Here is a 20,522-nt window from a genome sequence, read left to right on the forward strand (position 1 = left end):
TAACCCTGCGGGATCTACATAGCTACCCTGTTTGTATTCGTTGGGCTTTGCAATGGTGTGCTTGCTCACCCGAGCAGCTGTGCCTCATATCCCGTTCCTGTTCGTCAGTTCAGACGTTTGCCGTTTGGCTTACTTCAGTGCATGGGTCACCCCAAACCACCTTGCCACTTGCTAGTGCTTCGGACACGACTCCGCGCACAAGGGACTTTCACCCTCTGGACTTGTTCCAAAAACGCTTCCGTTTAAAGAACTTTTACTATATTTACCATTCAAGGCACACACAGCACCTACAAAAAATTGGCGGTTCAGTGGTTAAATGTAGCTTTGTGCTTCGTATCAAGTTTTGTGGTGGCAGGCAGTTTGGTGCTTCGAAATCGCCAACTTCTTGTAGCTGCAAACCGTTGGTTTTCATGCAAGACTGACAGTTTAAACGAGTATTAACTTATAAAACAATTGAACTATGAAGAGTCTTTTAAGAAAAATTTTATTGCCGATTATAGCGGTATTTACTCTATCAGCATGTGCTGACTTGAGTAAAGAGGTTGAAAAAAAACTCAATGAATTACAAGACAAAAGCGAATCTTTAGATTCGTTGATAAACAAGGAATTTGACAAAGTTTTAACTCTTGACTCAATAATTAATACCGAAGGTGAGAAAGTCAAAAAACTTGACTCCATAATCAATAAAACTTCCTCAAAACTTGACTCTATTTCTAAAGAGAAAGTTAAAATTTTTGAAAAAATCACCAAATAGACAGAGTTATTTGGAATGTCGAAATTGCGGGTAAAACTCGGAATGATTGACAGATGAGGAATTAAAATTAAAAAGGAAATTAAAAATTATTTTTTAATTCTTAATGAAATTCCCTTGTTTGACATCTCCGCTAGTTGAAGGTAAGTTTATCAAATATTCAAGACAAATATAAAGCACGAAAACCCAATCGAGTAGCCCTCCCCCGCCAGCTAGACTGACGGGGAGGTTTAATTCACGCCCCGCCATTACCGTTACCAAGCGGAATTGCTATCTTTACGCACCCTAGCGTAAACCAATGGAAAAGAAGTCATCATTTATCCATCAAATAGAGGAATTTAGGCAAAGCAACGTGCTAATTGCCGACAGCATTTCCATTGGCAACCAAGCCATAGTCCGCTACACGGGGGAGTTCTGGACTGCCAAGCAGCGTCAGGCCAATGCTCTGCACGAAATATCATACCGTGCCTGCTTTAAACCACAGCTGCCACGCTTTTTTATTGAACACCTAACCCAACCCGGCGACAAAGTTTATGATCCCTTTAGCGGCCGAGGCACTACTGCGCTGGAGGCAGCACTTATGGGTCGTGTTCCGGTGGCTAACGATATAAATCCACTCAGCGCAATGATGGCGGCACCCCGATTGCTGCCACCTATGGTGGAAGAGGTAAAGCAGCGACTGTCCGAAATAGACCTATCTCCATCCAATTCGACGGAGATTGACCTTACCATGTTCTACCATACTGATACTTTTCGTGAGTTGCTGAATTTACGCAGCTACCTTATTGGCAAAGATGGTAATGGAAGCCTCGACTCAACAGATCGTTGGATACGCATGGTGGCAACTAACCGCCTAACGGGCCACTCTACCAACTTCTTCTCGGGCTATACCTTTCCGCCCAACCAGGCAGTAAGTGCCAATAGGCAGCGGCTGATCAACCAAAAGCGAGAGCAGGTACCTCCCTATAAAAATGTGAAGGAGATCATCGTTAAAAAAACCAAAGATCTACTGAAAGGGATCGCCGAAAAGGAGCGCAGCACACTTTTCGGCATAGCCGCTCAAGCGCAATTTGTAACCGGCCCGGCCGACTCAACAAAAGCCATTTCGGCCGATTCTGTGGCACTAACCATAACCTCGCCCCCATTCCTCGATATTGTGCAATACTCCGACGACAACTGGCTCCGATGCTGGTTCAACGGAATTGATGCCGATGCGGTTGCCTCCGGCATCACCATGTCGAAAAAGGTGGAGGATTGGTGCATCGTAATGCAGGGAGTATTTGATGAACTTTTCCGCATCACCAAACCGGGAGGCTACGTTGCATTTGAGGTAGGCGAAGTAAAGAATGGAAAGATTAAACTCGACGAAGCGGTTGTTCCGCTAGGAATTGGTGCCGGATTTATCTGCGAGGTTATTGTTATCAACGCACAAGAGTTCACCAAGACTGCCAACATTTGGGGCGTTAGTAATAATTCAAAAGGAACCAACACCAATAGGATTGTGGTATTTCGGAAAAACACAGCAACGAAGTTAGGCGGAAGTTAAAAAAAGGTAGAAAAAGCGGCAAGCCAAACAAAACCTTCCTTCTGGAAAGCAACTCCAACACCCCTAAACCCTAGGGGTAGGTTTCTATACAATGCCTTGTATGATGCTGCAGGATTGCCATAGCCTGCGCAGCCGGGGCCCCTTAGGTCGAAGGGAGCGTAAAAACGGTGGCTGTTCGAGCGCAGCGAGTTCCGCCGTTTTAGCGAGCAAGGCCGTAAAGGGTCGGCGAGCAGGCAAGGCTTGATCTTTTGTTTCTTTTCCATCAAGGGAAAAGAAAAAGGAGAAATGCCGCGCAGCGGCAATCAACCTTTTATGTCAGCAAATCAAACTGATTTTGCAGTTTATAATAGAACTTAGCCAAATCTGTTTGATTTTAAGATAAAAAATAGTGTAACTTGGCTACAGAAACAACTTCGCCATGCAAACGCATCACTACCCAACTGTAGCTATCACCGCCGAAATGATTTCGGAAGCCGAGCGGATTATTCCCTATACGCATGTGAATAGAACAAGGGCCTCTGCAATTGATACGCTCACCGGACATCTTGGCGAAATGGCCTTTGCACAATACTACTTTGGGGATTGGCACAAGCATCGTTTGGGCCAGAACAAGGGCGATGTTGACTTTCCAAACATTGAGATTAAAACCTCTGCTTTTCTATTCTCAACAAAGTTGCACCTCTTAGTGCGAGAAGATTATGCGGCAAAGCGCAAGCCCACTTACTACGTGCAGATAATCATAGATGTTAAGAGTGCACACGCCGATACTATTCTGGCAGGAACCAATGCTATTATTTGCGGCTATGCCACGTCAACAGAAGTTGACAGTGCACCACTAAAGGACTTTGGGAGTAAGATTGGGAAAGAAGGTGGATACCGGTGTAGGTATATTTCCATTGAGAACCTACACCCCATCGGCGAGATTACTTCACCTTAAAGAGCGACACCATTTCACTCAACTCCTCCGATTGAGCCGCAAGGTTGGCCGAGGTTTGATGCATCTATTTCAAGATTATTAGTTTGCCACGGTCTCTCTTTGATTAAGAAAATTCTATCTAAAACAACAGTATTGCGGTATTGGTGCAGAATTCATCCCGCGCAACAGCGAAATATCCTTTACGATTTCGGTTTCGAATACTTTTGAAAAAAACGATGAAACAGGGAGATATCCTCCTCCCCCAAGAGGGCAAAACGATCAACAATCCGATCTTGGATTTTTGGCTCCATACCAACATCAGTAAGGATATTTGTTAACCGTTGCCTAACCACGGCATACTCAGCCTCCGTAACCTTGTGCTCTTTTTTGCGGGAATATAACAGATTAATTTTCGACAGTTCATAGGCATAAACCATTACCGCTTGACCAAGGTTGAGCGAGGGGTATTTGCTTCGCATAGGTATGGTGGAGACGATGTGGCACAAGGCAAGATCCTCGTTGGATAAGCCCGACTCTTCGCAACCAAATACAACGGCAACTGAACTAACACTTGCTCCTTTCTCGCTGAGTATCCTGGGAAGATCGCCCACCCAATGGGAATCATCCTTTACATTTCGATGTTTAGCCGCAGAGCCAACCACAAAGTCGATATCCGAGATTGCATCATTTAGCGTACTAAAGACAACGGCCTGTTCAAGAATTTCCGTTGAAGCGTGTGCCGTTGCCAGAGCTCGCTCACCAAGATAGTTACCGGGGTTCACCAGTCTAAGATTATTAAAGCCCATTGTTTTCATAGCCCGAGCAGCAGCTCCAATATTTTCCTCTCGAGCGGGCTCAACCAGAATAAAGGTGATTTCCATCTTGCCTATTTTAGGCAAAGTAAGTGATAAGGGATGATAAGGGCAATAAAGGAAAAATAAAAAACAGGTTCGACCTATGAAGTAAACGAAAAGAACAGTTGAGATCTACCAACGGAAAATACAGATAACGGTAACAATTACGAGTAGAATGATCAATACTCCAACTGCAACCCTTCGCCGACGTGCACTAAAAACCTCCGCTTGCTGCTCATCGAGGTAAAAAAGGCGAGGGGTTGACTCTATAAGAATACCCCTCCGGACTAACCGACTAAATACAATCCCATTTTTTAATCCCAGAACAAATGGATCAATTGCCCTCTCTGGCGTGGTCGCATCGATATCCTTAAAACGGCGAATTATTTTCTTCTGTTTAGCAATAACGGCGATTCCTGGATTAAACATGTTCAACTTTAATTTAATGGACTACAAAACAATGATAACAACAGCGATTTAGATTCTGAAAGCAACAAGTAGCTTACTCTCAAAAAGGCATAAACCCATTAGATTAGTTGAATTTTGACGAACATCGAAAATGACCAAGGCGCGTGCCGCTAAAGATTGAACAATAGCGGCACGCAACCATTTCGATCATGTGATACTTAAGAATAGAGTTGATGTTCGGTGCGACGAATAATTTCTGCTTGAAGTTCGGGAGTTAAATCATTGTAGTAGTCAGAGTATCCGGCCACACGAACAATAAGATCGCCATAGTTCTCAGGATGCTTCTGTGCATCGCGCAGCGTAACTGCCGACACTACATTGAACTGAATGTGATGTCCATCCATGCGGAAGTAGGTGCGCACCAGCTTTACTATTTTCCCTATGGCATCCTCACCATCAAAAAATTCGGGAGTAAATTTCTGGTTAAGGAGTGTTCCTCCTGTTTTGAGATGATCGAACTTCGAAACCGATTTAATTACAGCGGTGGGTCCTTTCCTATCGGCTCCCTGCACGGGCGAAATTCCCTCCGATAGCGGCATGGTAGCCAATCGTCCGTCGGGTGTTGCTCCAATCAAACTACCAAAATAAACGTGGCATGTTGTGGGAAGCATATCAAGTCGAAACTGTCCGCCTCGAGCCGTTGGTCGACCATCGAGCATGGACCAGAGCAAATTGAATACCTCAACGGCATGCCCATCGGCATAATCCTCATCGTTTCCAAACTTCGGCGTTTCATAAATTGTTTTTGCCCGAAAAGCATCGCTGCCCTCAAAGTTGGCATCCAGCACGCGCATCATTTCGTCCATGGTAATGGTCTTATTATCGAACACATGGTAACGAAGCGACGCAAGGCTATCGGTGATTGAGCCAAGGCCAACTCCTTGAATATAGCTACTGTTATAACGAGCACCTCCCGCATTATAATCTTTACCGTTGGCAATACAATCATCGATAAACAAGCTAAGAAAAGGCGCAGGAAGAGTTCTGCCATAGAGCTGTTCAATGATACAATTGCCCTTAATCTTGATATCAATAAAGTGCTGAAGTTGTTTCTCGAAAGCCATCCAAAGATCGTTGAATGTCTGAAATTCAGTAACAATCCCAGTCTCCAAACCAATGCGAGCCCCTGTTCTAGGATCGATACCGTTGTGCATGGTAATCTCAAGCACCTTGGGAAGATTAAAATAACCCGTTAGCCAGTAGGCCTCGGTTCCAAATGCACCCGACTCTACACATCCGCTTGCGCCCCCATTCCGTGCATCTTCTAGTGATTTTCCTTGCCGCACCAGCTCCTGAATAATGGCATCGGTATTAAATATGGAAGGTTGACCAAACCCGGTCTTAGTGATCTTAATCGCTCGGGTGATAAAACTATCGGGATTTTTCTTGCTCAGTTGAACCATGGAGCTGGGTTGAAGAATGCGCATCTCCTCAATTACATCCAGTATTAGATAGGAAAGACCATTGACCGCATCGAACCCTTCGGAGGTTAATCCGCCAAGGTTAATTAGGGCAAAATCGGTATAGGTATTGCTCTCCTTGGCCGTAATCCCCATTTTAGGTGGTGAAGGATGATTATTGAATTTAACCCAAAACGACTGAAGTAACTCCTCAGCCTTAGCCTTGGTAAGTGACCCATCGGCCAACTCCTTTTGGTAAAAGGGATAAAGATGCTGATCGAGACGTCCGGGATTGAAGGAGTCCCAAGGATTCAGTTCCGTAATTACACCAACATGAATAAACCAGTAGTGCTGAAGCATCTCATGGAACGTTTCGGGAGCATTGGCTGGCACCTTACGACAAATACGGGCCATCTCTATAAATTCATCTTTCCTAACGCTATCCGTTTCGATTGCAGCCAACCGTTCCAGCTCTTGCGCATGCCGTTCGGCGAAAACAAGAATGGCATCGGCAGCCATATCCATCGCCTTTAGCTCCTCCCGCTTATCAAACACGTGGTTGTCGGTAAGCGGATCAAGAGAAGCAAGGCTTTTCTGAATGTCATTCTTCAGATCGAGGATGCCTTTCTGAAACAACTTTTTGCCAGCTACCGTATGCCCGGGAGCGCGTTGCTCCTGAAATTCGGTAAATACACCAGCAGCATAGCACCTCTGCCATTCGTCAGTTGTTTGCTCGAAAACCCTATCGCGAATGGTATGTCCCTGCCAGAAAGGAATAATAACTTCAGCGTAAACCTTCCTCACCTCCTCATCTACCTTGTAACTCACCTTAGGACGAGAGTCGAGTATCTCAAGATCGGCAATCGAATGAAGGCATACCTCAGGATATGTCGATGTTGCTTTGGGAGCAGGTCCTCTCTCCCCAACAATCAATTCAAACGGATTTACGCATATTGCCTTCCTCGAAAGAATATACATTAGCGCACCAGCCCGCTGCAATGGCACCGAGAGGAGCGCCGTGGAGGGGAGTGCATAAAATTCAGTTACTAGGATTGCCCTTTCGGCTGATATATGGTTAATGGCCCTAAGGCTCATTTCACGCTGTGTACGAATACGTTCATTTATCATGACATTAGCCTCCTATCTTTACGTTCAATCCAATGTTTTTAAAACGAGTAGCTACCTTCTCCACCCAATCACATGTAGGCTCGGTAACTCCAACCATCATATTTTCTAACTCCATTCGCTGATACTTTCCATTGGCAATGGAATGATAGGGAAGAATATGCAGCTCGTTTAGCGCGGATAACTCCATAAAGAGATTCTTCATGGCGACTAGATTTTCCTCATCGTCATTCATTCCCGGTATCATTGGATAGCGGACAACTACTCGGCGTCCCTGTTTTACCAGATAGCGCAAGTTATGCAGCACCATATCATTCCTAACGCCCGTTAGCGATTGGTGCTTCACCGTATCCATGTGCTTAAGATCGTAAAGGAAAAGGTCGGTAAGCAGCGCAATTTGCTGGAAGGCCACATTGGGCGCGAACCCAGATGTATCAACGGCGGTATGAATCCCTTCCGCCTTCAATAAAGATAGTATCTCCACCAAAAAGGCTACCTGCTGCAGTGGCTCGCCACCCGATATAGTAACGCCCCCACCCGATTCCTCATAGAATGCACGGTCCTTTAACGCTTCAACCAATACCTCTGCTGGCGACATGAAGCGGCCCAAAACCTCCTTCACCTTGATCTCCCGATCCTCGAGGCGGTAAATACGCTCCACCTCTTCGGGCATTTCCCGCCTACTTTCAGGATTATGGCACCATCGACAGCGGAGAGGGCATCCCTTCAAAAAAATAGTAGTGCGAATACCCGGACCATCGTGTACCGAGAATCGATGCATATCAAAAACCAATCCTTGCATAGCGCAAACGGTTTTATTCTATTAAAACGTGAGAAACCTAAATTACAAACGGTCAGAATTGACCTAGCGAAAAAAGAAGAGAATGACCTAGCAAATCCAGCACTCAAAGAGGCCTTTGCCGAAGTTGTGGTAGAGCGACTTGTATGCGATACAATTAACCATACAATTATCTTTCATACGAATCGGGTAGCAATATTCACCGTGAAATAGGAATAACCGGCCCAACTGATTTAGAATGTCAAAAATAGAAAAAGCAAAAATAGGAACAAAGTAAAAACGACAACCGAACAAGTGATATATATCATATTTAAACTTCTGACCAACAAATATTTTAGCAGACAATTAAAACAATCATCTTCATCAGTAAAACGTGGATAAACACACCAAGCGAACTGCATCCTATTGCATATCCACGATATTCTACCCGTCAACATTACTTGTTAATGCATTATATTTACCCAAAAACTAATTAACCCCACCGTTTCCATGTTCAAAATAGTATCGAAGAGACTACTGGCACCGCATATCTACTTAATGGACATTGAGGCTCCTCGAGTAGCAAAAGCAGCTCTTCCTGGACAGTTTGTTATTGTCCGGGTGCACGAAAAAGGCGAGCGAATTCCATTAACCATTGCCGACTACAATGCAGAGGCAGGAACTGTAACCATAGTCACTCAAACGGTTGGGGCCTCCACCCGTTTAATTTGTGCCAAGGAAGAGGGAGAATTTCTTCTCGATTTTGTGGGTCCGCTTGGAATGCCTTCGGAGTTAGTTAACGAAACCGACGAGCAACTTCGGGCAAGAAAGATTTTATTCATTGCAGGTGGCGTTGGAACGGCTCCAGTATATCCTCAAGTAAAATATCTTCACGGACGAGGCGTAAAGGTAGACGTGATTATTGGAGCAAAGGGCAAGGATGCTTTGATATTCCAAGACGAAATGAAATCCGTGGCCAATGAGGTATTTGTCGCTACCGACGATGGAAGCGTTGGATTTAAGGGGCTGGTAACCGACTTGCTTAAAGATTTAGTGCAGAACAGAGGCAAACAATACGATTTGGTGGTTACCATCGGTCCAATGATAATGATGAAGTTTGTGGCGGCGCTCACACGGGAACTAAACATCCACACTATCGCCAGCTTAAACACCTTGATGGTCGACGGCACAGGCATGTGCGGAGCCTGCAGGGTAAGCATCGGAAATGAGATAAAGTTTACCTGCGTGGACGGGCCCGAATTTGACGCTCATTTGGTTAACTTTGATGAGGCCATGCGTCGTCAAAACATGTATCGAACCATTGAGGGAGTAAAGGACAAGGAGCTGGAAGAAAAAGATCACAAGTGCAAAATTGGACGAGATGGCAAATAAGATACCCCGCGTTCCGGTAAGGGAACAGGATCCGAATAAGAGGAAGACTAACTTTGAGGAGGTTTGCTTTGGTTACAATACCGAAGAGGCATCGCTAGAAGCTACCCGCTGCATTCAGTGCAAAAAGCCTCGATGCGTTGATGCTTGTCCTGTATCGATAAACATACCTAAATTCATCAATGCCGTTAGCGAAGGAAACCATGCCGATGCTGCCCGCATTATTGCTGAAGATAGTAGCCTGCCAGCAGTTTGTGGTAGGGTTTGTCCCCAAGAGAGCCAATGCGAAGGCTCTTGCATTCTTGGAGTAAAAGGAGAACCCGTATCCATTGGAAAACTCGAACGCTTCGTGGCTGATTACAGCCGCGATCATAACGTAGATTTGGGCAAACCCGGCCCACGTAACGGCTACAAAGTAGCAATTGTTGGAAGTGGCCCTGCCGGACTATCCTGCGCCAATGATTTGGCCAAAATGGGATACTTTGTAAAAATATTTGAGGCTTTACATAAACCCGGTGGTGTATTGGAGTATGGCATACCCGAATTCCGTTTGCCAAAGGAACGAGTAGTAAAGCACGAAATAGACAACCTAAGAAAGTTAGGCGTTGAGATTGAGACCGACGTGGTGATAGGCAGAACCATTACCATCGATCAGCTCCTCAACCAAGAGGGATTTCACGCCGTATTTTTAGGCTCCGGCGCAGGACTACCCAAGTTTATGCATATTCCGGGCGAAAATCTCAACGGCGTTGTTTCGGCCAACGAGTTTCTCACCCGCAACAACCTCATGAAAGCATTCGACACGACCTACGACACCCCAATCTATATTGGGAAAAGGGTGGCTGTTGTGGGAGGGGGCAATGTTGCAATTGATGCAGCCCGCACCGCCATACGCCTTGGCTCCGATGTTTCGCTCATCTACCGACGGTCCGAAAAAGAACTCCCTGCAAGAGTTGAGGAGGTTCATCATGCCAAGCAAGAGGGCTTAGAATTCCATATGCTTACCAATCCGATAGAAATTCTCGGCACCGACACGGGATGGGTTAAAAGTATTCGCTGCCTCAAGATGGAGTTGGGCGAACCCGACAAATCCGGCAGACGCAGCCCTGTTGAGATTCCAAACTCCGAGTTCAATATTGAAGTCGATGTGGTTATCATGTCGCTAGGAACATCCCCAAATCCCTTGATTGCCTCAACCACCCCGGGATTGGAAGTTAATAAGTGGAAGTGTATTGTAGCCGACGACCAAGGACAAACGAAGCGCGAAGGTGTATTTGCTGGAGGCGATGCCGTTACCGGTGCTGCAACCGTAATTCTTGCGATGGGTGCTGGACGAAAAGCAGCGAAGGCTATCGATACCTACGTCACCAAGAAATTCAAGAAATAGAGATAATCGTAAAGCACAATAATCGAGTTAACAAATAGTTCGGGCCGTTGATAACAACGGCCCGAACTATTTGTGACACTATACTAATTTTACCCCAATCACCAAGACATCGTCCACTTGTTCGTTGGAGCCTTGCCACTTATCGAGGATCTCTTCGAGCATAACGCCTTGTTCTACCATAGTTTTCTCTTGTATATCCCCAATCAACGCTTTGAATTTTCGCGCCATGAACTTTTTTCCAACTTCGCCCCCAAACTGATCAACAAAACCATCGGAGAATATGTAGAATGCCGAAATACCATCGAGAGATAGGGTATGATTGGTAAACGTAACTTCCTCATTTATATGAATACCCACCGGCATCTTATCGCCCTTAACTTCGCGCACCAAACCATCCTGAATGTAATAGAGCGGGTTGTATGCTCCTGCAAACTCGAGAGTTCTATTCTCAAAATCAATAATGCAGAGGGCTATATCCATACCATCCTTTGAGCCACCTTCTACCCCACGCTGGGACAGAGTACTCATAATAAATGCTCTGAGTTTATTAAGAATTAAGGCAGGATTCAGATCGTCAATCTTCACTACCACCTCGTTGAGGAAAGAAAGTCCAAGCATACTCATGAAGGCACCAGGCACACCATGGCCAGTGCAATCGGCAGCGGCAACAATAATCTTACCATGATAGGAGGTTGTCCAAAAGAAGTCTCCACTAACGATATCGCGTGGACGAAACAGGATAAAGTGTTCCGGAAGAATTTCGTTTACAGCTTCACGCGAAGGCATTGCAGCTATTTGAATCTTCTTAGCATACTCAATACTCTTGGTGATATTCTCACGCTGCTTGAATATATGATCACGCTGTGCCTCAATTTCATCACGTTGCGCTTCAATTTCTTCACTTTTCTGACTAATATCTTCATTCTGCTGCGCAAGGGCATCCCTCTGCGACTCCAACTCCTCTTTTTGTTCCTCAATTGTTTGCGTGCGTATTCGAACCTTTTGCTCGAGCACTATTTTATCGTGAAGCAGCCGTTGTTCCCTCACCCGAATGAAAAAGAAAACAAACACCAAGAAAACAAACACACAAATAGAGATAAACCATATCGATTTCCAGAAAGGAGGCTTAATGCGAAAGTTCAGTGCGTAAATAGAGCTTTGCCTACCAAGCAAATCCCTAGCCCTAACTTTAAGGGAATAACTGCCAGAGGAAAAGAATGGGAAATCAATGATAGGACTAGAACTCCATGTTGTCCAACGACTCATTTTCCCATCAATAATATACTGATACTCGGTTGATTGTTCCTTAATATACGCTGGAGAGGCGAACTGTATCTTAAGCGAGTTGTTGGCATAGGTTAAAACGATATCATCCAGATCGAGCAATTTTCCATCTCTATCCTCTGCCCATTTCACCACAAGAGGAATAGTGGCAGGGTTCTCGAATCCTTTTGGAACAGCAACCCTTCCAACCTCTTTAAAACCATTTACGACCAGTAACTCGTTGGTTTTGTTTACGAATATGGCATTCACCCTATCGAACAAAGAAATAAATGGAGTATTTGGATTATCTATAACTCCTTTTCCGGAGTAGCACTTCCATGTCCGGTCGATGCACAACCATGAGATTTGATCCTGAGTTAAGATCATTTGCGAAACGGGATGCGGAAATTCAATGCTATCAAGCACAACACTGTTATTAACTTGATTGTATGTATAAACGTTTCCTGAGGAGATGATCCTTACTGCTCCCGAAATCTGTCGCACAATGGGCGAATCAAACCGCATCCCATTTACCGGCAAATTCAAGGGCGCACCCTTCCCTCCAACTAAAACACGCAGCACCTTTGACTCTGTAGAAACCAACAGCTCGTCTATTGAGAGCTCCACGAGCGAGGTAGGAACATCATTACCCACAGAAATAGCCGAATTATACTTCCATACATTGCCCGTTTTTTCCAAAGAAGAAATACCATCATCGCCTCCAAGCCAAAGAAGAGATTTGTTTAAGGCAGAATGAGTTGCTATGCGAATATTTTTTCCTACAACGAGCGGCACTGAGGATTCTGAAGTAATCTCGAATACCCCGCGACTGGTAACAGCCAAGAGAGTCCCATTCAACTCCATCAACTGCTGGCATTTCCCCTCGACACCTAAAACTCTACGATAAACACGGCTAACTGACTGAAGTGTTATCACCTTCTTCTTCGAAACCCGAATGGTTTCTGGTGCTTTCGCTTCAGTTATTCCTCTATCGAAAGTCTTTACCTCCTCAGCCTTTTCTGTATCGCTGCTAAACATGCGGCCAAAGAAACCCTTCTTCTTCTTATCTGTCAAAGTCTTACTTTCCACCGGAATTGATGGACTGGAAACTATCTTAGGAGATTCAATCCGCTCCTTCACCGAAATTACAGTTTCCTTGTAATCCTTTTGCAGGGTTAAAACATATAAACCATCGCTCGTTCCAACGTAAAGCAAATTATCAAATTCGGCCACAGAAAGCAGATTGCCACTTAAACCCGGATAGTGAGTAAACGTAGTTAGCGGCAATTTAAAATCAATACGTGAAACACCCATCCCATGAGCTAACCACAATCCATTTTGCCCATCGAGCCCAAGCGCAGAAATCTCATCATCGGGCAAACCAGCACTATAGTTAATCATGGCAACAGATTCACCCGTTCCAATATCTACAACAACACTTCCCCCTAGCATTGTGGAAAGAGCCATATGTTTATCGTCAATCATTATCCCACCGGCGAGGTAACTCTCCTCTAGATAGGGTTGATCCTTAAGCATAACCTGAGACACATTTTTACCATCGAAGCGAAAAAGTTTATTATTGGAAAGACCAATAAAGACTGCCTTATTGTTTCCAAAAACAAAGTTAATGTCGACGAGATATGGCAAGCTAAGACTCAATGGAATAGCATGAGCCGAGCGAACTAAGAAGATATGGCTTTTGTTCTGAACAATAAAAAGTTTGCCGTTAAGAGTAAATGCATCGGTTACATAACGGGTACTATCCTGTTCGGAGTAAACCGATTTCAGCAATTCCGGTTCACCTGGCATTACCTGCATTATATTTTGTGTTCCAATGGCATAAAGGTTCTGACCCTCCATCACAAATTTGTGGAAAAAATCGTTGACCTTTCCGATCACTGGCGTACTAATGAATGCGCCTTTAGATGCCCGTTTAAATGAAACAATCCCCTTTTCGGTGCTCACATATAGCTTAGCATGGTTGCAAAAAGCAATTGGACGATCCTTCAGTGGCAGCATTTCCCACCCATATCCATCGAAGGAATAAACACCTTTTTTGTTTAGGAAGAACATCTCCTGATTCTCGCCCTGAACAATACCCCACATCCTAGTCCCCAGTTGAGAAGGCACCTTATAGTGAGTAAGGTAGGGTAAGCCTGCTTGCCCTACCGTAGTTAAAGGGAACAATAAAAAATAGAAAAGAAACAAACTCAGGTAAGATGCTACTGTTTTCATTAGCGTAACGATGAGAGGAGAACGCTGCAAATTAGTATAAAAAAAGAAGACAGTAACGAGAGGTGATCAACTTTCAATAATAAATATAACTAAGTCTCTCAATTCTAATAATTGTAATGTTCAAAGACCCTCAACACATAAAACAACTTAGAATATTTAAAAAAAAGAGCAATAGGGTTGAAAAACCATCAAAAATTCAATCTTTGCAAAAGATAAAACAACCTACTATGAGTCAGAATCTCAATCAAGTTCCAGCAAAAAAAGGATTTAGCAAAAACTACTGGACCGTTATTCTCATGGAGTTCTTCGAGCGAGGCTCTTACTACGGAGTAATGTCCGTTCTTTCCGTCTACCTTGTGCTGAGTACCACTGAAGGCGGCTTAGGGTTCAGCAAGGAGAGCGTTGGAGTAATAAAAAGCACCATAACACCGCTGCTATACTTTCTGCCCATCCTCTCGGGTGCCATAGCGGACAGGTATGGATACCGAAAAACGCTCTTTTTTGCCTTCGCGGTAATGAGCACTGGATACTTTCTCACGAGCCAGATGACCTCATACACCCCGGTATTTCTCAGCTTGATTTTTATGGCAGTAGGAGCCGGATTTTTCAAGCCTATTATCTCTGGAACAATTGCTCGCGAAACCAACGAAAGCAACTCCTCGCTGGGTTTTGGTATATACTACTGGTCCATAAACATGGGGGCCTTTCTGGTTCCGCTATTGCTGATTCCCTACCTCAAAAGTTTCTCCTGGACATATATATTCCTAATGGCAGGCTTTGGGACCGGATGGCTGCTCCTAGTAAACTTCTTTATTTACAAAGAACCAGCCCGACCTAAGACAGGAAAATCAGTTGGCCAAGTACTTGCCGATGCAGTGCTTGTTTTAAAAGACTATCGTTTCATTCTGATGATCATTATTTATAGCGGTTTTTGGATATTGTATTTCCAGATGTTCGACTCCGTTCTTTGGTTCCTCAAGGAAAAGATCGACACCACTCCGGTAAATGGCGCGATAAATAGTATGCTTTCCCTATTTATAGATAAACCCAACTGGCATTTTGATGCAGAGCACGTTACCGTAGTAAATGCGTTAACCATTATCTGCCTTCAGCTGGTTATTTCCAAGATTGTAAACAAGTTCAAGGCATTGCCTACCATGATATTTGGCATTGGACTTGGAACCATGGGTATTGCCATGCTGGCCATCTCCTCCAACGTTTGGGTATTCATCTTCGGGCTTTTCATCTTCTCTCTGGGGGAAATGACCGCACATCCCAAATTTATATCCTACGTGGGGCTTATTGCTCCACCCGACAAGAAGGCACTCTATCTCGGCTACTCCTTTCTTTATGGCGTAATTGGCAGCGGTGTTGGCGGCATATTGGGAGCAACCCTCTACGTTTCGTTGGTTGAGAAACAAAACAATGGTTTTGCTTTCTGGGGTATCTTCGTGCTCATTGGCATCGCTACCATGATAGGGCTACTACTGTTCAATAAATTCTTGGCGCCACGAAAGAGTTAGGAATCAATAAGACTTATAGAAACCGAGGAAAGATAACAGACTAACGTTACAATGAACGCCAAACCGGGGGTAGCTGAAAAAGAGGAATACTATGCTAGAATAAAAGTCACCAGAAATGGCACAAGAATAGTAAGCATGGTTCCATTGAAGAGGCTCACTATGGCATAGTCCTTCCCCACGTATTGGGTGATAATAGGAAGGGTGGTATCCATAGACGTGGCACCACCTGCCGCGATAGGGGCTAGCTTACCAAAGTAGCGAGCAAACACTGGTGTTAAAAGAAGGGTTATTATCTCGCGCATCACGTTAGAAAGAAGCGCAATAACCCCAAGGGTTTCGCCCCGCAGCTCGGTAATGTAAATGCTAGAGAGGCTATAGTATCCAAATCCAGAGCCCACTGCCAGCAAATCGGTGAGTGAAATATTCTTAATGAGTACCGATACGGCTGCAACACCTAACAAGGTTCCGACAATGGTAGTTAATGGCACAAGGATTATCCTTAAGTTCGTGCTGCGAAGCGCTTCTAACGAACGAGGATCGGTACCAATTCCTATCCCAACCAAAAACATGAGCAAAAAGAGCGCATACTCCGCAAAATTACCCTGCACAATCCACATCGGGAGCAGACCCATATATCCAAGAAACGCACCAACGGCAAAAAAACTAAGAATGATTAGACTTCCCTTCATGGCTATTTCTTCTCTTTAAAAAACAGATTATAGGTGACTAGCGCTAGGGTTATACTTCCTAGCACGGCCCCTAGGGTAACTATTAGTGCCTTTACCCCAAGCAGTGGAAGATTAGCAACAATAATCTTATTGGAACCGATGGATATTCCCAGCAAAAGGAGCAGCAGGTAAATGGCGTAGGTTACAAGCCTATCGTTTATGGCCGCAAGTTTCCTTTTGCTGCGCAAAAAGTAGCCCAGCACTATGCCCGCAACCATTATGTAGATAACTGTTAGCATATCTTCAAAAATAAACTCAAAAATAAGCATTGAATTATGATTCAATGCAGAATGATAAATGTTTCACAAACAATCATGTCTGAATACAGAACGGACAAAGCCATTTGCCTGCTTAAGAAAAAAAACATGCCTGCAAATGCGAACACCTACAGGCATGTTATTCCTTTTAGCAAATGGATACTATCCTTTCCTCAACTCATTGGGTTTCTTTCCCTGCTTCCAATGCTCCTCAATCTCCTCAAGGGTTACCCCCTTAGTTTCGGGAATATAGCGAATACCCCAAATAATGCCAACAATAGAAATGGCCGCATATAGGAAGAAGGCACCCGCAGGGTTTGGGTCGTGGGTAACCGTTCCATCGGCAGTTTTATTCACAATTTCCAGACCGGCAGGAGTGAACGCCCAGGCAACCTTAAGAAAAGTAAAGGTTACCACAGCATTGAACAGCCAGTTGGCAAGAGAGCCAATGCTCATGCCCACGCCTCTAACTTTTAGTGGAAATATTTCGGAGATAATAAGCCAACCCAGCGGACCTAAACTAATGGCAAAGAAAATAATATAGACGAGCACCAAAGCCACGGTAATGTAGCGAAGGTTATCGCCAAGGCTATCCTTAAACAGGAAGAAGAAGCCAAGCGACAGTAACGACAAACCCATACCAACCAAACCGATGAAGTATAGCTTACGGCGTCCAATTTTATCAATCAGAAACATGGCAACGATAGTAGCCAGCACATTCACAATCCCAACGCTTACAGTAGCAGCAATGGCGGCCTTAGCTCCTGAAAATCCAGCGATAATAAAAATAGTGGGAGCATAGTATATTACGGTATTAATCCCCACAAACTGCTGCACAAACATAATCCCGATGGCAATGAAGAGCGCGGTCCGCAGGTGAGGCTTGAAGATATCTTTGAACGATGCCTTTGTATCTTTATCGAAGCGAATTTCCTCCTTTAATTTTTCAAAAGCCAACTCAAACAATGCAGGCTCTTCGACCATTTGAAGAACTCGTTTCCCTTCCTCCTCTTTTCCTTTGCCTAGAAGAAATCTTGGCGATTCAGGTAGGAAGAGCATTCCAACAAATAAAATGATAGCAGGAAAAATACCCACGTAAAACATCCAACGCCATGAGAAGGCGTTGAGCTCATTGGCGAAAGCCAAGTCGCTAAAATAGGAAGCCACAATACCAATAGTAATCATTAGCTGAAACGACGACACCATGGCCCCACGAGTCTTTGTAGGAGATATTTCGGCAATGTAAAGGGGAACAGTAAAAGAGGATACTCCGATAGCAATACCCAAGACAATTCGAGCTAAAGCTAAGAAGGTTGGCGAACTTGCAGCACCAGTGAGTAACGAGCCAGCAGCAAAGATTACAGCAGCAACAAGAATCACCTTTTTGCGCCCAAAAATATCGGTTAGCCGACCCGATAAGAGGGCACCGAGTACGGCACCAATAAGAGCCGCGGTGGTAATCCACTCCTGCTGTCCGCTTGTAAGATTCCAACTTTGCTTGAGAAAGGGAAGCGCGCCGGATATAACGCCGGTATCGAACCCAAATAGCAAGCCACCTGTAGATGCGATAGCCGCAATAACAATAACAATTGCCTTGTTCTGCCTTACTTTTCCGTTTGCCATTATCTATAAATATTAAAATTTACAAAGCACTAATATACAATTCTCCTTACATCTGCCCATCAAACTTACACGCACGAGAAAGAATACTCAATAACCTCGTCGAATGGCTCTTCGGGAGAGAGAACAGATGATGGGAAGTTTGCATGATTTGGACTATCGGGGAAGAGCTGTGGTTCAATGCAAACAGCATCGCGATGTTTATAGATTTGGCCAGTCCGTCCGGGAACAATACCGTTCAACCCATTCGAAGTATATACTTGCATACCAGGTAGGGTGCTCCTAACTTTCATAACCCTCCCCGACACACTGTCGGTGAGGGAAGCAACCTCAATCAATTCGCCTTTATATCCATCCACAATCCAGCAGTGATCATACCCGTCGGCAATGGCAATTTCCTTGGCCGCGCTATCGAGCCCAAGCTTCAAACGGACAGGTTCTCTAAAATCCATAACGGTTTTATCCACCAATACAAAGTTCCCGGTTGGAATAAGTTTATCGTCGGTTTCCAGAAAAAAAGATGATTTTAACATTAACGTTTGGTTCTCGATATTCCCAGCACCCTCTCCCCCTAAGTTGAAGTAGCTGTGATGGGTGAGGCTTACAACAGTTTCGGCATCCGCAATTGCTTGCATTGCAATATTTAGGCAAGAATCATCGCTCCAAGTGTAGGTAAGTGTTGTAATTACGTTGGCAGGATACCCGCCTTCGCCCTTCGGACTAGTAATTCTAAAAGCAAACGAGTTAGGTTCGTCTGTCTCAATCATCTTCCAAGTTCGATGGCTAAAGCCCGGAACACCGCCATGCAGGTGGTGTTCACCATGATTCTTATCGAGGTTATAGGTAACCCCTTCAAGTGTGAATTTTCCGTTAGCAATACGATTAGCGTATCGCCCAATGGAAGCGCCAAAAAATTCGTTTCCCTTAATATAGCCAGCTAAGCTATCATACCCCAGCACAACATCCTCAAGCATGCCATTTTTGTCGGGGACAATAATGGAAACAACCCTAGCACCGTAATTGGACAAAGCAACAGAGTGTCCCTTACTATTGGATATCTTGATCAAGAATACCTTTTCACCTTGGGAGTCGACACCCCATTGCTCAATCGTTTTTTCCATTATTGCAATATTTTAAAAAGATAAAACCAACACCCCAACGCAAGTGTGTTAGGGAAAGGAGAGTTTTGGTTGCTCCGCAAAAAGCAACCAAAACAAGCTATACTATTACCAAAGCGGAGAAGGATATACTCCGGCATCTACCAACGATTTCAACTGAGCCATCACCTTGGGTTTGTCGCCAGCATAGGTAACGCCAAACCACGACGACTCTGTTGTAAGCACTTTGCAGGTAGCCATATTCTCCTCAAGCAGCCTATTTACAACCAGCGGAATGTAAAATTCCGACTTGAGGTTATCGCTATTAGTTTTAAGAAACTCTTTCATGATGCGCTCGGTATGCTCAAAGAAATCAGGAGTAAAACCCCAGAAGTTCATGGATACGATAGAATCTGCAAAAAGAGGCTTTTGAGAACCATTCTCGTCGGTATTGAAAATGGAGTTGCCTTCGTGTCCAATTTTAGTGTGTTCTACTACATCTACAAGGTTAGAGTTTGAATCAACCGAGCAAATACCGCGAGAAACAGTTCCTTCTTCGGAAAGTGTATTCTTCAGCTTAAAGCCAACCATGAACGATTCGCCCTGAGCAGAAACGGTTTTAAATGCCTCGGCCAGCTGGGCAAAGGAATGACGACCATAAAAATCGTCGGCATTGATAACGGCAAATGGCTCCTTCACTACATCCTTGGCAACCCAAACGGCATGACCAGTTCCCCATGGTTTAACCCTATCGGCGGGGCATGTAAACCCTTCGGGCAAAATATCTAACTCCTGAAAAACCAACTCAACAGCAATTTTGTCGGAAAACTTGTTGCTAAATGCAGCCTTAAAATCGGCCTCAATACTCTTGCGAATAATAAAAACTACTTTCCCGAATCCGGCACGCATGGCATCGTAAACTGAATAATCGATAATGGTTTCGCCATTGGGTCCAAGGCCATCAACCTGCTTTAATCCGCCATAACGGCTACCCATTCCTGCTGCAAGAACCACTAATGTTGGTTTCATCATAATAAATTTTGTTTTTATTAGCTTAACAGAGTCCCCACTAATATCGACTAGAAGCCATTAATATATACAGACAATTATAAACTATATTTCTCCTCTAAACCTGACAACTAGCCATTGGCATTAACCGACAATATGAACCAAACGCCCTCTTTT

Annotated in this window: 17 protein-coding genes; 6 read left to right on the top strand and 11 right to left on the bottom strand. The window is 44.4% G+C overall.

Annotation, left to right across the window (positions count from 1 at the left end; all coding sequences use genetic code 11):
- Positions 1-460: 460 nt before the first annotated feature.
- On the top strand, positions 461-754 hold the full coding sequence (locus BLS65_RS11140) for a hypothetical protein (protein WP_092438968.1): 294 nt from the start codon (positions 461-463) through the stop codon (positions 752-754).
- A gap of 295 nt (positions 755-1,049) precedes the next feature.
- Positions 1,050-2,297, top strand: a complete 1,248-nt coding sequence (locus tag BLS65_RS11145; protein WP_092438970.1) for a DNA methyltransferase — start codon at positions 1,050-1,052, stop codon at positions 2,295-2,297.
- Here BLS65_RS11145 and BLS65_RS11150 read toward each other — a convergent pair.
- Positions 2,294-2,560: a hypothetical protein gene (locus BLS65_RS11150; RefSeq protein ID WP_092438971.1), complete on the bottom strand. Its 267-nt coding sequence runs from the start codon at positions 2,558-2,560 to the stop codon at positions 2,294-2,296. The genes BLS65_RS11145 and BLS65_RS11150 overlap by 4 nt on opposite strands.
- 155 nt (positions 2,561-2,715) lie before the next feature.
- Here BLS65_RS11150 and BLS65_RS11155 point away from each other — a divergent pair, with 155 nt between their 5' ends.
- Positions 2,716-3,234 carry a hypothetical protein gene (locus tag BLS65_RS11155; protein WP_092438973.1) on the top strand — a complete coding sequence of 173 codons (519 nt, stop codon included), beginning with the start codon at positions 2,716-2,718 and terminating at the stop codon, positions 3,232-3,234.
- Positions 3,235-3,413: 179 nt separating this feature from the next.
- Here BLS65_RS11155 and BLS65_RS11160 read toward each other — a convergent pair whose 3' ends face one another.
- The 4 genes from BLS65_RS11160 to BLS65_RS11175 form a co-directional block, all read right to left on the bottom strand.
- Positions 3,414-4,094 (bottom strand): tRNA/rRNA methyltransferase, encoded by a 681-nt coding sequence (locus BLS65_RS11160; RefSeq protein WP_092438975.1) that lies wholly within the window; start codon positions 4,092-4,094, stop codon positions 3,414-3,416.
- Positions 4,095-4,199: 105 nt separating this feature from the next.
- A complete protein-coding gene (locus BLS65_RS11165; RefSeq protein ID WP_092438977.1) occupies positions 4,200-4,496 on the bottom strand; it encodes a hypothetical protein in 297 nt (98 codons plus the stop codon).
- 197 nt (positions 4,497-4,693) lie between these two features.
- Entirely contained in the window at positions 4,694-7,063 is a 2,370-nt protein-coding gene (gene hypD / locus BLS65_RS11170) for a trans-4-hydroxy-L-proline dehydratase (RefSeq protein ID WP_212590540.1), read from the bottom strand.
- Positions 7,064-7,067: 4 nt separating this feature from the next.
- The gene (locus BLS65_RS11175; protein WP_092438979.1) at positions 7,068-7,862 is read right to left on the bottom strand and encodes a glycyl-radical enzyme activating protein; all 795 of its coding nucleotides are present in this window, start codon (positions 7,860-7,862) and stop codon (positions 7,068-7,070) included.
- A 486-nt stretch (positions 7,863-8,348) separates the two neighbouring features.
- Between BLS65_RS11175 and BLS65_RS11185 the strand changes: the two genes are divergently transcribed.
- Together BLS65_RS11185 and gltA are read left to right on the top strand one after the other, a co-directional pair.
- On the top strand, positions 8,349-9,230 hold the full coding sequence (locus BLS65_RS11185) for a sulfide/dihydroorotate dehydrogenase-like FAD/NAD-binding protein (protein WP_092438983.1): 882 nt from the start codon (positions 8,349-8,351) through the stop codon (positions 9,228-9,230).
- A complete protein-coding gene (gene gltA / locus BLS65_RS11190; protein WP_092438985.1) occupies positions 9,220-10,614 on the top strand; it encodes an NADPH-dependent glutamate synthase in 1,395 nt (464 codons plus the stop codon). Before BLS65_RS11185 ends, gltA begins: the two co-directional genes overlap by 11 nt.
- 78 nt (positions 10,615-10,692) lie before the next feature.
- Here gltA and BLS65_RS11195 read toward each other — a convergent pair whose 3' ends face one another.
- The gene (locus BLS65_RS11195; protein ID WP_092438987.1) at positions 10,693-14,112 is read right to left on the bottom strand and encodes a SpoIIE family protein phosphatase; all 3,420 of its coding nucleotides are present in this window, start codon (positions 14,110-14,112) and stop codon (positions 10,693-10,695) included.
- 227 nt (positions 14,113-14,339) lie between these two features.
- Here BLS65_RS11195 and BLS65_RS11200 point away from each other — a divergent pair, with 227 nt between their 5' ends.
- Entirely contained in the window at positions 14,340-15,635 is a 1,296-nt protein-coding gene (locus BLS65_RS11200; RefSeq protein WP_092439031.1) for an MFS transporter, read from the top strand.
- Positions 15,636-15,724: 89 nt separating this feature from the next.
- Here the strand turns inward: BLS65_RS11200 and BLS65_RS11205 are convergent, their stop codons facing one another.
- From BLS65_RS11205 to BLS65_RS11225, 5 genes are all read right to left on the bottom strand, one after another.
- Positions 15,725-16,324 carry a LysO family transporter gene (locus tag BLS65_RS11205; protein WP_092438989.1) on the bottom strand — a complete coding sequence of 200 codons (600 nt, stop codon included), beginning with the start codon at positions 16,322-16,324 and terminating at the stop codon, positions 15,725-15,727.
- Between the two features lie 2 nt (positions 16,325-16,326).
- Positions 16,327-16,632: a LysO family transporter gene (locus BLS65_RS11210; RefSeq protein ID WP_244500689.1), complete on the bottom strand. Its 306-nt coding sequence runs from the start codon at positions 16,630-16,632 to the stop codon at positions 16,327-16,329.
- 150 nt (positions 16,633-16,782) lie between these two features.
- Positions 16,783-18,243, bottom strand: coding sequence for a sugar porter family MFS transporter (locus tag BLS65_RS11215; protein ID WP_092438991.1), 1,461 nt, complete (start codon positions 18,241-18,243; stop codon positions 16,783-16,785).
- 65 nt (positions 18,244-18,308) lie between these two features.
- Positions 18,309-19,361 (bottom strand): aldose epimerase family protein, encoded by a 1,053-nt coding sequence (locus BLS65_RS11220; protein WP_092438992.1) that lies wholly within the window; start codon positions 19,359-19,361, stop codon positions 18,309-18,311.
- A 105-nt stretch (positions 19,362-19,466) separates the two neighbouring features.
- Positions 19,467-20,366 (bottom strand): sugar phosphate nucleotidyltransferase, encoded by a 900-nt coding sequence (locus tag BLS65_RS11225; protein WP_092439035.1) that lies wholly within the window; start codon positions 20,364-20,366, stop codon positions 19,467-19,469.
- Positions 20,367-20,522 lie beyond the last annotated feature (156 nt).

The sequence above is a fragment of the Williamwhitmania taraxaci genome, assembly GCF_900096565.1.
GTDB classification, from domain to species: domain Bacteria; phylum Bacteroidota; class Bacteroidia; order Bacteroidales; family Williamwhitmaniaceae; genus Williamwhitmania; species Williamwhitmania taraxaci.